8 protein-coding genes are annotated in these 15,460 nt (G+C 37.3%); 1 reads left to right on the forward strand and 7 read right to left on the reverse strand.

Features of this window, described 5'->3' with window-relative positions; all coding sequences use genetic code 11:
* Positions 1–2: 2 nt before the first annotated feature.
* The 5 genes from H6607_07020 to H6607_07040 are packed head-to-tail and all read right to left on the reverse strand — an operon-like array spanning position 3 to position 10,056.
* Complete coding sequence (locus H6607_07020; GenBank protein MCB9262109.1) at positions 3–1,859, reverse strand: AAA family ATPase; 1,857 nt, start codon at positions 1,857–1,859, stop codon at positions 3–5.
* A complete protein-coding gene (locus H6607_07025) occupies positions 1,859–5,350 on the reverse strand; it encodes an Eco57I restriction-modification methylase domain-containing protein (protein MCB9262110.1) in 3,492 nt (1,163 codons plus the stop codon). The genes H6607_07020 and H6607_07025 overlap by 1 nt, the downstream gene beginning before the upstream one ends.
* Positions 5,350–6,456: a DUF1016 domain-containing protein gene (locus H6607_07030; GenBank protein ID MCB9262111.1), complete on the reverse strand. Its 1,107-nt coding sequence runs from the start codon at positions 6,454–6,456 to the stop codon at positions 5,350–5,352. The genes H6607_07025 and H6607_07030 overlap by 1 nt, the downstream gene beginning before the upstream one ends.
* Positions 6,457–6,458: 2 nt before the next feature.
* Positions 6,459–9,758, reverse strand: coding sequence for a DEAD/DEAH box helicase family protein (locus H6607_07035; protein ID MCB9262112.1), 3,300 nt, complete (start codon positions 9,756–9,758; stop codon positions 6,459–6,461).
* Positions 9,748–10,056 (reverse strand): helix-turn-helix transcriptional regulator, encoded by a 309-nt coding sequence (locus H6607_07040; GenBank protein ID MCB9262113.1) that lies wholly within the window; start codon positions 10,054–10,056, stop codon positions 9,748–9,750. Before H6607_07040 ends, H6607_07035 begins: the two co-directional genes overlap by 11 nt.
* A gap of 288 nt (positions 10,057–10,344) precedes the next feature.
* Here H6607_07040 and polA point away from each other — a divergent pair, with 288 nt between their 5' ends.
* Positions 10,345–13,137, forward strand: a complete 2,793-nt coding sequence (gene polA / locus H6607_07045) for a DNA polymerase I (GenBank protein MCB9262114.1) — start codon at positions 10,345–10,347, stop codon at positions 13,135–13,137.
* A gap of 200 nt (positions 13,138–13,337) precedes the next feature.
* Here the strand turns inward: polA and H6607_07050 are convergent, their stop codons facing one another.
* Positions 13,338–13,823 carry a glutathione peroxidase gene (locus tag H6607_07050; protein ID MCB9262115.1) on the reverse strand — a complete coding sequence of 162 codons (486 nt, stop codon included), beginning with the start codon at positions 13,821–13,823 and terminating at the stop codon, positions 13,338–13,340.
* A 151-nt stretch (positions 13,824–13,974) separates the two neighbouring features.
* Complete coding sequence (locus H6607_07055) at positions 13,975–15,450, reverse strand: PorP/SprF family type IX secretion system membrane protein (protein MCB9262116.1); 1,476 nt, start codon at positions 15,448–15,450, stop codon at positions 13,975–13,977.
* Positions 15,451–15,460: the final 10 nt, after the last annotated feature.

Here is a 15,460-nt window from a genome sequence, read left to right on the forward strand (position 1 = left end):
TCTTAAAATTTACGTTCGGACTTTAAGGGTTGTCCTGTAGTTGTTATCATTATCTCCTCCCAAAAGTCAGCATTTTTAGTTTTGTCCGAACTGTCATAGCATCCTTTATACATTTTGGTTAATGTGTCCTGTTTGTGTTGAATGGAAGCCGTAGTCTTTGCTCCGTTTTTATAAACCCAATAATTAACCATACCTTTTGAGATAACAGAGTCCTTACCGAGCTCTTTCAAAAGTCTAAAGTCGTCTTCTAACTTGATTTCAAACTTGTAAGTGTCCGTTCCGTCTGATAATTCAAACTCCACTTGTTCTCCACGTTTTAGAAATGGTTCATTTTGAATTTGTCTTAATGCTTTTAATGTGTTTAAGCAGTTGCCTACTTCACTATTGAACTTGGGTACATCATAGCTGTCATGGCTTGTTGGATTCAGTACAAACTTTCTATGGCTGTCTAAGTCCTCAAAAAGTTCTTTGTCAATTCCAGCACCTTCTGCAAAAAGTATTAGTTGCTTAATCATACCGTTTAAATCATGTAAATTGTACTCAACTGTGTACTGCCACTTTTTCGGTAAAAATTCTTTGCAAAAAGCTTCTGCTTCTTTTCTGAGGAAATTACCCGCAATCTCATATTCTTTTAGTTGAAAGTATTTCTCAGCTTTATCAAGATAAGTTTCAGAAGTTTGGATGAGAGGTTGCGGAATACCGTCTTTTTCACATTCGTACATTTCAATGTACTTCCAGTTGGTCTGATTGAATTTCTTAATTCTATGTCTCAACAACTCAAAGAAATAACGGTCATGTGTAAGAATGATTAACTGATAATCGGTAAACTCTTGAAGAATAATATCAAGTACAATTTCCCGATTACTCATATCGAGGCTTATTAGTATATCGTCTAAGATTAGAAATTTTGGCGTATCGACAGCTACAACACCGCTTAGTTTTTGTCCTAGCATGGCTAAACGCATAGATAACGCAATGGCCGTTAGTTTCGCTTCATTCAAAAAAGTATGCGGTCGTGTGATTTTCTGTTTGTGTGCAGGAATATGAGCGTGGTTGAAATGAGCATGAATAAAAACATTGGGAGCAATGGTTTTGTGATTCCTCTGTGTTGTGCTTCCTTCAACAAAGGCATCATAAGTGCAGTTTTCTACTTCAAAACTCACATTAAAAGGTTGCTTAAATTTCTCCAAATATTCGTTTACGGATTCTACAATAGAATCGAAATAGAACTGAAGTTCTGAATTAAATTTCGTAACTGCTGCTGCAAAAGTTTTATATGGTGGTTCATGCATTTTTCCTCTCGGTTGCATGCCGGGTTTGATATAATCCCACCATTCTTGTGCATTAGCAGTACCCACTACTCCATCATGTCTGACAAGATTTTCTCTGAAATTTATGAAGGGAAGAATCTCTTTGTCCATAATGGGGAACAAGTCAATTTGTTGCGGATTTTTAAAATCATGGATTTTAGAAAGCAATTTATAATTGATGAGTTCACTGCCTTGGACAGCTTGGCGTATTAATGTGCCAGTTTTGGTGTTTACAGTTGAATTGGATATTTGCTTATCAGTGGTTGATTTGTGGTCGTCTTCAAAAACAATTTTTATGTAGCTATCGTCTGTATCGGGAGCAAAGCGATTTCTTAAGTTTTCATCATGATTGTACTGAAAATACTTCTGTACCTTTTGTGGGGTGTCCTTAAATACGCTTTGCAAAAAAGTGTATAATGCCCAATACAAGCTGCTTTTACCACTTCCGTTTTCTCCGAAAATTAAAGCATTTTGTCTTTCAAGGTCAATGGTAACTTCACCGTAGAAGAACTTGAAGTGCTTCAGTTTTATCTGTTTAATCTTATTCATCACTTGGCTGTTTTAATAGGCATGATTAAATCAGCCAGCTTGATGTCCATTAACTTTAGGTTGTTGCGGATTTCATTGTCTTTTTCCCGCAAGGTCTGATAGGCTTTTTCAATTATCGCTATAGCTTCCTTTTCGTCTTTGCCTTCTATGCTTTTAAAATCTCTTTGAGCATATTTCATAAAATCAATGCCTGCCTTCTTGAAATCTTCATCAAAATAAAGTTCATAAACCAATGCATCAATAACTTCTTCAAACAATTGAATAAGGTGGCTATTTGGAACATGTTCATTTATTGACTTCTTGGTGGAATAGGCTAAAAGAATATAGTCAACTAGTGCCTCAAAGGTTTTTGTATATTTATTTACGGCAATTGGCAAAAGTTCAATTGTGGCTTTTTTTAAAGTAAATGCTCCACCAGCCGTCATTACCCCAATAAAACGGAAATAATATTCCAAGACTTTACTGTTTAGTATTGCTAGTAGAGTTTTAAGTGAATATTTTTCTGAAACAAGAAAAAAAGCACCACTGGTTAAAAAATGCCTCTCGGTGTCTAATGCAAAACCCCATTGGTCTGCGGTAAGGGGCCATACAATCTTATTTAATTCAAATAAATTTAAAAATGCACAAGCTCTAAGATTTGTCCAATGGTCACCAATATCGGTTCTTTTTGATACTTTTTGTTCATTTTCGTCATCAATTTTTTTTAGATACTCATATACTTTTGGATATTCTGATATAAGATTTATTCTATTTGCGTATCCTTTTTGACCATTATGGCTATTGATGAGAAATCTTTCTTTGCTATCTAATTTGTATTTTTTAATGTCTCTCCCTAAGATTAAGGGCTCAATAATATCTGCATCCAAATAATCTTTGGTTTCTTTATCGATAATAAACGCAGGGTCAAATCCAGTTGTTACCCCACGCTTAATTTCTACACCTGAAATATCCTTCAAAGGCACACCAGCTTTTTCAATTTTTTCTTTTATTTCAGATTCGTTACCTTGAAGAAACACCCATTCAGCTTCTGATAGAACGTTTTGATAATATTTCCGTTTTCTTAATTTTAGCTTCTCCTCAAAGTTTGTTTTCCAACCTGTTTCATTTTTGAATTCATGATACTCAAAAGTACTATCACTTGATGCTTTTTTGTTTTCAGAGAGATAAATCACGCTTGAAACCAATATTCCTTTAAAAACCTCAACCTGTTCAAAGTTTGTGATTGAAGCAATACTCTTATCAATTAAATAGCTTCGTAGAGCCTTTCCATATCCTGTATTGAAAAATTTATTGGTGCTTATAAAATTCAAGGAGCCGTTGTCGCAAAGCAACGCAAATGCCCTTTCAAAAAAGTAAACGCTCAAATCAGAACTACCAGTATAAACGTTATACATCGGCTTTAATTTACTTGCAATATGCTTTAACTTCTTGTGTTCTACATAAGGTGGATTGCCAATAACAATATCAAAATTATCTACACCATACATCCATGAAGGGTCAAACCAATCCACTTTCTCATTGCTAAATGGATTCCATGAACTAATCAAAAAAGCTCGACTATTAACATCTGCAACTCCTGATTTTATTTGTTGCTTAGAAATTTTGTTTTGAATTCGTTTAAATTCAGCCTTTAATTCATTTTTATGCTCCCCGTAGCTTTGCAAGTAGTCTAAACGAATTTGCTTTAGCTGCTCTAAATCATCAAATGAATTGAACAGACCACCAAAATCTTTTTCATCAGGTAATTTTAGAAGAGCATCCGCTGTTACAAACTTGAATTCAAGGTTTGGCAAAGGTTCAACTCCTCTGTTAGGCTTTGATTCATCGATATTTTCATCTACAACCAAAGTCAGAAAGCAACGCAGTTTTGATATTTCGGCTGCAATGGGCTGAATGTCCACACCATAAAGCGTGTTTTGTATTACACCGATTTTTCGGGCATACTCAACAGTTGTCAGTTCCAGTTTTTCTTTTACTTGCTTTCTAAGCAAAGCATTTTCAATACGGTTTATTTGCCTTGCTTTCCACCATTCTGCATTTCGGTCTAGCTTCTGTAAAGCCATCACTATTTTTTGAAGCACACCCATTGGGAAAGCTCCAGAACCACAAGCAGGGTCAAGAATCTTTAATCGGTCAAGTGCCTCCAGTATTTTTTCTGAATCGGGCTTTGAAAAAGAAACCTCGCTATCAATTTTGAAAATGGGTTTTAATAGCTCTTTGTCAATTTGAGTTTGGTTATGCAGGTAAAGTACCAAACTTTCTGTTGCCATGTAGTCCACAATTTCCCTTGGTGTATAAAAACTACCAGTTGCTTTACGTGCAGTTTCGCCACTGTCAGGGTCAATTTCAGCCAATAGATTTTCAAAGATTCTACCCAACATTTCAGGGTCAACACTCACTTCAATGTCAACTACACTGTTTTCATCAATAGTAAAATTGTATTGTTCGAGATTTTCAAAAAACTCATTGAACCATTCGTCAGGTATTTTAAGCGTATTGATATGGTCTGAAAAGCCAGTTGTTTTGTTGGGTTTGTAATAGTCTTCTGTTTGCGGCTCAAACAAACCACCATTTAAGAAAGGAATCTGTTCGCAGCCATCAGGTAAATCTTTCCTCCTTTCGGGCATTGGCGTATTCAAGGTTTGAAAAAACAGTTTTTCTAAAATGGAATTGTAATAATTCGAGTTTTTCTTTACCGCTTCACTGCTCAAAAGATGCTCTGGTACAAGCGAAATACCTTCATCCGATTTCTTCACTTTCAGAAACCAACAAAATACCGTTCTACCAATGAGCCTTACTGCAAATTCTTGGTAAACTTTTCTGGAAGCATTATCGGAGGGGTTGCCAATAGGTAAATTCAATACTCTATTGTAAGTAATCGCTTTGGCTCCTTTGCCTTCGGTTGCCCCAACCAACTGATAAAAGTGTCGTGCAACAATTTTATAGAATTCTGTATTGAGGGCTTCAACACTAAAGGCATTTCGGATTTCTTCCAGATATAGTTTCTTTCCTGCAATACTGAAAAGTCTGTCAACTGGTGTTTTTATTTTTTCGCCTTTACCCAGTAAATAGGTGTATCGTTTGGGCTCTGTTATTTTCTTGGTAATGTTGCCTTCTTCATCAAAAGTTCTGATTTCACTTACAAAACTTAATCTCCACTTATCCGCTTGCTCAAAAACGATTATAGCTCCATCCACATCGTAATCGTAAACGGAACGAAGCAATTCTCTTAATCCAACTTTGTTTCTTTCGAGCCAAACTTCGGGTTTCACTTTTACCAAATACAAACCAATGATTCTGTCATCTGCTGTATTAAAGCTACCCAACTCATACGCCGATTCTGCTTTTTTAAAAAATTCTTCGTTTTTAAACTCAATCTTTTCTGGTTTTTGCCAAAAGTTTTTTACGCCTAAAACCTCTGTCAACAAATTTTGCCAGTCAGCAAGCACAAAGGGCTTAGATAATATGCTTTGTAATGTCTTCTTATCCATTATTCAATCTCGTCTTTAGTAAGTTGCTCCACCAGTTGGTGAAGTTTGTTTGCCAACACCGTTTTCGGAATCAGTTTGGTTTCGTAATCGGCAATAATAGCAGGCGAAGTATTGCGTGCCATGGCATATTCTACTACTTCTGTATCTTTACCCTTGCACAGTAAAATGCCAATACTTGGGTTTTCAAAAGGTCGTTTTACATCACGGTCTAATGCCTCCAAATAGAAATTGAGTTTACCCAAAAACTCGGGTTCAAATTCCTGAATTTTCAATTCAAATAATACCAAACATTGCAAATCTCGATGGTAAAACAGCAAATCGGTAAAATAGTCTTTATTGCCCACCTGCAAGCGATACTGATTTCCCATGTAGGTGAATCCTTTGCCTATTTCCAGAATGAATTTTTGCAAGTTAAGAATTAAAGCCTTCTCCAAATCGCTTTCTGAATGGCCATCGGGCAAGTCGAGAAATTCAAATATGTAGGGGTCTTTGAAAAGTCCTTCAGGGATTTGTGAAGTAAGTGATGAGACCACCTTGTTGGAGAGCATAGTGCGTTCGAATGTTGCTGTATTCAGTTGTCGTTCCAATTCTCTTTTCGATAACTTTTGAGTTATACATTGGATGAAATAAAAAATCTTTTCTTCGGTAGTTTTAGTCTTAGAAAGTATAAGTAAATGGTGTGTCCAGCTAATTTGTGTCACCAGCGGTGACACAAATTTAAACACTTCAATTTCAACTAATTGCAATTGTGTCACCGCTGGAGACATAATTTTTTTCACATCATTTTCAGGCTTTTGTAAATGTGTCGCCAGCGTTGACACAAATTCGGAAGACGAATAGGTTTCATAAAACTGCTTCATTCTATAAAGACCTCTACGGTTAAAGCCTTTAAGTCCGGGACAATTATCCTGAATAAATGAAGCCAGTTCTTCCACCGTGTTTTCGCCCCATGCACCCGCTGAAACTTTTTCTGAAACTAGGTTGCCCACCTTAAAGTACAGCAATACCAATTCCTGATTTACTTTATGAAAAGCCTTGTTTCTGGCTTCTTCAATCAATAAAACAACTTGTTTGAATTCGGTATTCGTATTTTTTAGTTTGCTCATATTTAATCAATAAACGTTTCTGATAGCACAATTTCAGGTGCTATATTGGTGTCAATTTCTTCCAGTTTTGTTTCTTCTTCTTCACTTGTAAAAGCATCGTATTTCTTTGCCAAAGCAATTAGCAAATTGTCCACTTGTGAAGTTGTAATTTCTCGTTTGCTGAAAAACTTTTGACTTAGCTTTTTCAACTCATTTGCCAAAGGCGTATAAGTTCCGCTTTCAACAATCGGTTGCAAGGTTTGACAGGTTTCTTTTACAATTGCCAGGTGGGTTATGGCTCTGAAGTCACGTAGGAACTTTAAAGCCTGTTTTGTATTTGCATCGGCTTTGTCCGTGGTTGTAACCTTTTCAGTTGTTCCACCTAAAAAGTCTTCGTCAAATGATTTCAAAGCAGCCTGAACATGTTCGTAATGATTTTTAGGCAATGCAAAAGATGGTTCAGTAGTTTGTGCTTCAAAAATTTGTGCAGCTTCTAAAAAGGTCAATGGATTTACTTTGGTTTTATCGTGGATTTGATAAAACTCCATTTTGTAAAGTGATTTCAAAAACACCACTGTTGAACCGTGTATATCTGCCTTTTGTGCATACTTGTTATTTCTGGCGGTTCTTGCCTTTAACGGAAAGGCTTTGATGCGTTTAAACTCTTTCGGGTTGTTGTCTTTAAACTCACGGATGTAACGTAAGTAATGCAGTCGTTTGTCTTCATCATCAGGCAATCCTTCATCGAACAATTCAAACTGCTCCAACATTTCTTCGTGGGTGTATATTTGTGCATCCTCTCCAAAAGCCGTGTGAAAACCCTGCAGTTTTAACAGAGCATTTTTGTAAAGTTTTATTTCCTCATCGCCCTGTTGAGAAGGGTAGAAATTGTAATTATAAATCACTCCCGCCACACTTCCTATTCGATTTACACGACCAATACGTTGCATGAGTCGAGTTGCATTCCAGGGCGTGTCATAGTTTACAATTACATTGGAACGGTGCAGGTTTACACCTTCTGCCAATACATCGGTTGTAATGATGATGTTGTAATCGTTCTTTTTCTCTCCAATATAATTAGCATCAAAGTTTTCTTGAATGGTTTCAAATATCTTGCTTCGGTTGTCGCTTGAAACATTTAGAACTTTGATGTTTAGAAAAGCTTCGACTTTTTCTGTCAAATAATTTGCCGTATCGGTGCTTTCCGTAAACACAACCAATTTTCCTGTTGGGTTAATTTGCTGATTCAGCAATTCGTCTTTCAGGGTAGTTAAGAAAGCATCCAGTTTTGGGTCTTGCTCTACTTTGCTCCATTCCTTTACTAATTCTTGTAAAAGCAAATGGTCTTTTCGCAAGCCGTCAATAAATCCACTATCAAAATCATCAGGCCTAAAAACATTGTTTCTAGGATTTTCAGCACTCATTTCAAGAATCATCACTTCCAAATCTTCAATGCTAAAGCCTTTTTCCATTAGGTCGTTTACACGCAAGTCGGGAGCAATCAACACTTTGCCCTTATCAAACATTTCAATCATTCTGCCCGTGGCAGTAGTCAGATTCTTTAATGATGCTTTAAAAGCAGTGAAACTGCTTTCTAATCTTTTCACCATTAAAGTTTTCATGATACCAGCCAAGGATTGGGATACTAAAATTGCTTGTTCGTAATAGTCCTCTCTTAATTCAGGTCTCAAATATTTGATTGCCTGATAGCGGTAATACTGGATTTTATCATCATCAGTTAAATAGAAAATTGTATGATAAAAGAGCTTACTCAACTTGGCATCAAACGTGTAAAGTTTTGGTTTTGGTGCTGCAATATCTGGGAACTCTATCCCTTGTGATTTTAAATCTTCAATATACTTCGGATAGCTCTTTAAATCTCGTCTTGTTCTGCGAACCGTTATTTGTGAAATGATTTTTTCACGAATAAGTGAATACAGTTCTCTGATACGTTCAATGTTCGGTTCGTCCTGTTGCATGATTTCTCTGAATTCACGGATGATAGGCCCAAAGAAACTTTGCAAGTTGGTTACGGATAAAGTGCTTCGTCTTGCATCTTGAAATAAAAGCAACTGGTAATATAAATCTTGTGGTCTGTTGTTGAGCGGTGTAGCAGAAATCAGAATCACTTTTTTCTTTTTGCCAGGAACCAACCCTTCTCCATTTCTTGAAGCTTTGCAAATTCGTTGCAGCAATCCAAATGCCTGAGAAGTATGATTTCTATATCGGTGTGCTTCGTCCACTAAAATCAAATCGTAATCCTCCTTTGCCCAATAGTTCAAATCATCGCCTTTTACAATTTTGTCCAATCTTCCGTTGGTGATGAATTTGGTGTGTCTGTCAATACCAAAAAGTCTGAATGTATTTTTCCAGTTCTTTTCCAATGCTGGCGGAAAAACCACCAATATTTTAGTGTTCAAAGAACCATTGGCAATTAAAAACCGTTTGGTAATCATGGCTGCAATAACAGTTTTTCCTAAACCAACCACGTCAGAAAGGAAAAAGCCATTGTGCTCCATCAGCATTTGAAAGCCTTGGTTTACTGCATCAATCTGATACGAGAGTTTTTTATAAGTTTTCGGTAAATCTCCAACCGTGTCAGGATCGTAGTCTATGTTTTTGCCGAAATATTCAATTAAGAATTTGATGTAAAGTTCATAAGGCGTAAATGTCTGCCCAATGTGTGTTTTCTGTTTGAACTGCTGAATGTCCGCTGGCAGAATTGGTGTGGAATGTTCCCATAATTCAACAAACTCCTTTTTGGTAAACTGAACATCATCATAGTCCTTCAAAGCTATATTCAATTCATAGTTTGGTGATTTCTTAATTCCAAGACCTGCTTCTGTCAGGTTAGATGAACCCATGATAACCCAACCATCAGAATGTTCGCTGTGATGTTTAGGCAAAAACAAATAGAACTTGGCATGAATCGCTTTTGAGTTGTGTGCTCTTACTTCAATTCGTCCGTCAATCAAGTCGTTTACGAATTGCAAAACACCTTTTTCAACTTCTTCGGAATATTTGGCTTCTTTGATGTCTTGTATAAACCATTTCAAAAATTCTTCTTTCGTTTTTTCTTCGTCACCGAAATACAAAAGTCCTTTGCGTTGAGATTCGGCAAACATTTGATCAACATTAATGCCGACTAATATTTTGATTTCTTTTAAGTCTTTTAAGTATGGTTGTAAAGCGAAGTAGCCCGAAGAACGGAAGTAACCAACTACCGCATGAAAGGCATACAAGTCTTTCATGTGTTCAATAATTCCTTTGAATTTATCGAACATGCTTCGTTCACTGTTATTTGTAAAAAATTTAGATGACATTATCTTTTTTGCGTTTTATCTGCTTTTCCGCTTCTTTTAGTCCTTCACTTAAATGTTCTAACCCACCAAAGTCCTTTGTGATTTTGTCTGCTATGTAAGTTGTTTGCACCTCTTTCAAGTCCAGTTCCAAGATTTCAGAAAGTGGTTTTAAATAGTCTGGTGATGCAGGTCTTTCACCACGTTCAACTTTGCTCAGGGTTGATGTGTCAATGTCGATATAAGCAGCAATCTTCCGCAATGGAAGTTCTATTTCTTCTCTTCGTTTTCTGATATAGTCACCAAATGTTATGTTGCTCATTTAGACAAAATGTTTTGGACAGAAGTGTCAAATTTAACATTTTACTGGAACGATTAACTTTGTCCTTTTGAAAATTCACCCCTTAGATCACAAACTCCAAGGTCAACTAATCTATCATGATTGACGTTTTATGTCAATAAAAATATTTCGCCGATTTATAACCTACATTCATAAAAGTCAGTCAAAAAAAATTTAGGTTTATAGTTCCTTCCTCCAAACCCGTTGAAATAATTTTAATATCCCCATTTTGCCCTGTGTTTTAAACCGATTGTGTAAATTTCGCCTCTTATGTCAGACAAAAAATTATTTCTGCTTGATGCCTATGCCTTGATTTTTCGAGCGTATTATGCGTTTATAAAAAACCCAAGAATTACTTCGTATGGATTAAACTCATCGGCAATTTTTGGTTTCACCAATACGCTGCTGGATGTGCTTCAAAACCAAAAACCAACGCACATAGCCGTGGTTTTTGACCACAAGTCAGAGAACGTTCGTAAACAGGAGTTCGATTTTTACAAAGCCAACCGAGATGAAACACCAGAAGACATAAAGCTGTCCGAACCATACATTCGGCAGATTATCGAAGCGTTTAACATTCCGATTTTGGAGGCCGAAGGCTATGAGGCCGACGACGTGATTGGTACCTTGGCAAAAAAGGCCGAAGCCGAAGGCTACATCACCTATATGATGACTCCGGATAAAGATTTTGGCCAGTTGGTAACAGAAAAATCGTTGATTTATAAACCGGGAAGAAGCGGCGGAGAAGTTGAAATAATGGGTCCGAAAGAGGTGTGCGAAAAATTTGATTTGGACAACACCAACCAAATAATTGACTATTTGGGCTTGATGGGCGATGCCGTTGATAATATTCCGGGTGTACCCGGCGTGGGGCCAAAAACGGCAAGTACGCTACTAAAACAATACGGTAGCATGGAAAATATTTATGAAAACACCCACGAACTAAAAGGAAAACTGAAAGAGCGTATTGAAGAAAATAAAGAGCAGGCCTTTATGAGCAAACGACTGGCCACCATTTTGTTAGATGCTCCGGTGGATTTTGACCCTACTAGTTTGATATTGGAAGACCCAAACAAAGAGAAAATAAAATCAGTATTTGAAAAGCTGGAGTTTAAAACACTGTTTAAACGTGTTTTAGGCGAAAGCCCTGAATTTATAGCCAATGGCGGACAACAGTCGTTGTTTGGCGATTTGCCCACCACCAACACCACCACAACTGCCGCCAAAGTGGTGACGCAAATGGCAGGAATAAAAACGATCGAAGAAACCACACACAGCTACCATTTAACTGACACAAGTGAGAAGAGAAAAGAATTGTTGAGCAAATTGCTGCAACAAACCACCGTTTGTTTAGATACCGAAACCTCTGACCTCGACCCGTTATTAGCTCGCATCCTCGGTTGTTCTTTTTCGTTTGAAAAAGGTAGCGGATACTATGTTCCTTTTCCAGAAAATCAGGAGGAATGTCGGTTGATTTTGGAAGAATTTACTCCATTTTTCTCCAACCCAACCATTGAAAAAGTGCTGCAAAATGCCAAATACGACATACGAATCTTGTGGAATTATGGCATTGAAATAAAAGGTCAGATTTTTGACACCATGTTGGCTCATTATCTGTTGGAGCCAGACCAACGGCACAGTATGGATGTGCTCTCGGAACAATACTTGGGATACAAACCCATTTCGATAACCGAACTGATTGGTAAAAAAGGTAAAAATCAATTGAGTTTTGATACTGTTTCGATAGAAAAAGCCAAAGAATATGCGGTGGAAGATGCAGACATTACACTTCAATTGAAAGCAACTTTTGACCCTATGCTGCAAAACGAAGATTTACGAAAGGTTTACGACCGAGTAGAAGCTCCTCTTATTCCGGTGCTGGGCCGTATGGAAACTGAAGGAGTAAGAGTCGATACCGACTTTTTGGCTAACTATTCGGTGGAACTTGAAAAAGAAACCGTAGGCATAGAAAAAGAGATATACCAACAGGCAGGATTAAAGTTTAACATTGCCTCCCCGCGTCAGTTGGGCGAAGTGCTGTTTGATCATTTAAAATTAGATAACAATGCCAAAAAAACAAAAACTGGTCAGTACAAAACCGATGAAGATACACTGCAAAAACTAGCTGACTTGCATGCTTTACCAAAACTTATTTTAGAATATCGACACAATCAAAAATTAAAAAGTACGTATGTAGATGCTATTCCGAAATTGGTAAACCCCAAAACCGGCAGAGTGCATACCAGCTTTGCCCAAGCTGTGGCCGCCACCGGACGACTCAGCAGTAACAACCCGAACCTACAAAACATCCCAATCAGAACAGAAAAAGGGCGTGAAATAAGAAAAGCATTTATTCCAAAAGATGACGAACATATTTTGTTAGCCGCAGATTATTCGCAAATAGAATTGCGAATTGTTGCCTCCATGAGCCAAGATCCGGGTATGATGGAAGCTTTTAAAAATGGATTAGACATTCACACGGCCACGGCGGCACGCGTTTTTGGTGTAAAACCAGACGAGGTGACAAAAGACCAGCGTTATAAAGCAAAAAGTGTAAACTTCGGTTTGATTTATGGTCAGGGTGCTTCCGGTCTTTCTCAAAACCTAAAAATTAAACGCAGTGAGGCAAGTGCACTAATCGATGCGTATTTCGACCAGTTTGCCGGAATTAAAAAGTATATGGATGATACCATCAACTTTTGTAGAGACCACGGTTACGTGCAAACCATTATAGGCAGAAAACGAAAGATTAGAGACATAAACTCTCAAAACAGAACTGTGGTTGGCTTTGCCGAACGAAACGCCATCAATGCCCCAATTCAAGGCTCGGCAGCAGACATGATAAAGTTGGCAATGATAAACATCGACCGTGTATTGACTGGTCAAAACTTCAAATCAAAAATGATTTTGCAGGTGCATGACGAATTGCTTTTTGATGTTCATTTAAGCGAATTAGACAAGATTAAAACCCTCATCAAACCACTGATGGAACATGCCATGCCATTAAGTGTTCCTACAGTGGTTGAAATAGGCCAAGGTCAAAACTGGTTAGAAGCACATTAGAAACTTTTAATGCATAAAGAGCCTTTAGTTATCCGTTGTTCCACAAATCATTCACCGTTATATCAGGAGTCTGACCACGTTTATCGCCGATAATGCAAGTTCTATACATGATGACAAGAAATTGGTTTTAGCTGTCCTATAGTGATGTCTATGGTTGCATAACAAGTAGGGGTTTCGGACTAAATTCATCCAAAACAAAACTATTTCAGATAGTTCGCTATTTCCTCACTCTCTGGTTGAACCTTTGATGAAAATCGTGCCAACAACCTTCCATCAGGAGCAACAAGAAATTTATTAAAGTTCCAGTCCACCTCAAAGTTATCTAGACCGTTAAAATCTTTATTTGTCAACCATTTATACAATGGATGCTGGTTTTCACCTTTCACGTCAACCTTTTCAGTAAGAGGAAAAGTTACACCGTAGTTTAAACGACAAAAAGAATCTATTTCGGCACTGTTTCCAGGTTCCTGAAGCCCAAATTGATTGCATGGCAAACCCACGATAATCAAAGAATCTTTACGAGCCTCATACAAGGCCTGTAATCCTTCGTATTGAGGCGTGTAGCCACACTTGCTGGCGACATTCACAAAAAGCATGTATTTGCCCTTAAAATCCCCTAAATTTATTGTATCCTTTCCGTTTAAGGCCAAAAGTTTAAAGTCGTATATTGATGTGTAATTATTCATTTGCTTTTCTGCTACATTTAGTTCTCTTCCAGATGAACCACAGCCCATTGCCAACAATAGTGAAGTGATTGAGCTAAGTATTTTTTTAATCATAACCCTTTAATAACAAAAAAGGGAGCCAATTGGCTCCCTTTATATTATAAACTTAAAATTATCTGCTCAAAATTTTGAACTCAACTCTTCTGTTTTGATCCAAACCTGGGGCAGATACAGTAACTCCATTACCCACAGTAACCAATTGATCAGGGCTAACTCCATTTCGAATTAAGTACTCACGTACCGCATTCGAACGCTTGTTAGATAACCATTGATTGTGAGAAACACTACCTCTTTGGTCTGCATAACCCGCTACTTCAATTTTCAAATTTGGGTTTTCTTTAAGAATAGTAGCCAAATTGTCCAATTCACCTCTCGCTTCTGTTTTGATGTCCCATTTATCTGTATCAAAATAAACGTTATTGAAAGTATAAACTTGTCCGGTACCTGAAGTAGAACCATCAGGTCTTTTTGCACCATCTTTATATTCTTTCATAAAGTCATCAAAGGTTTTGATTTTGGCTTTGATTTCGTCAATCTCATCTTGATCATCATCCAAACCATCTTTGTTGTCTTTAATACGTTTATCGTGTTTTTTAAGTTCATCCTCAAGTGAATCAACCTTATGCTTGGTTTTTTCCAATTCGTCTTGAGTTTTCTTAACCTTTTCTGGAAGATCATTATTCTCTCTACCCCATTGGTAACCAATCATAAATTCATGAGCACCAACCGTGTATTTACGAACATTGTGAATAGCTATATCATAGGCATAACCTGCTACAAACTGTTGTGCCAAACGAGCACCAGCAGCAAGGGTAGCTGAATATCCACTTCTATACATAGCACCGCCCCAGTATTTATCATTATAGTTCAACATAGCATTAATGTCATACTGCAAACGAGCATTAGGAACAACTCTTATCAACGCCGAAGGTTGCAACGACCAATCACTATTAAACTTCCAGTTATAAGCTAGATTTGTAATAAAGTGACGAGCCAAACCATATCGAACGTTTTTGCCATTAACCGAGTTAATCAAAGACGAATACGCCAACTGATTACCCACAATTTGTGGAACAGAAACACCAATGTTAAAATCACCTGCGGTTAAGTTAACACCAATGTTTGCGTCATATCCTGTAGTACCCTGAAATTGATTAGCCAAATCAGGGTCGGTCCAATCCTGAGGATTAATGTTTGTATAATCAATTCGGTTGTTTACTGCACCAAGTGCGAAACCAAAACCCAATTTATTATCACTACCTAAATCAATAGAATATCGATATGCAGCCTGACCACCAATTATATTGAATTGTCCGGCCTGATCGTGGTAAAGACCTAAGCCGATACCTACATTTTTATTGCTTAAAGGTCCATCAATCGTAAAGGCCTGAGTAACCGGAGAATTAGGAATACTAAACCATTGGTTACGTTGTAGCAAGTAAAATTGTCCATAACCCTTAGAACCAGCAAGAGCAGGATTATAAAGGAATTGATTGTAATAGTAGTGGCTATATAAAGGCACCTGTTGTGCAGTTGCTTGATACAAACCTGCCACTACTAAAGCGATGATTATTGATAACTTTTTCATTTTTCCTATT

It is taken from the genome of Flavobacteriales bacterium, assembly GCA_020635395.1.
Lineage (GTDB): Bacteria > Bacteroidota > Bacteroidia > NS11-12g > UBA9320 > UBA987.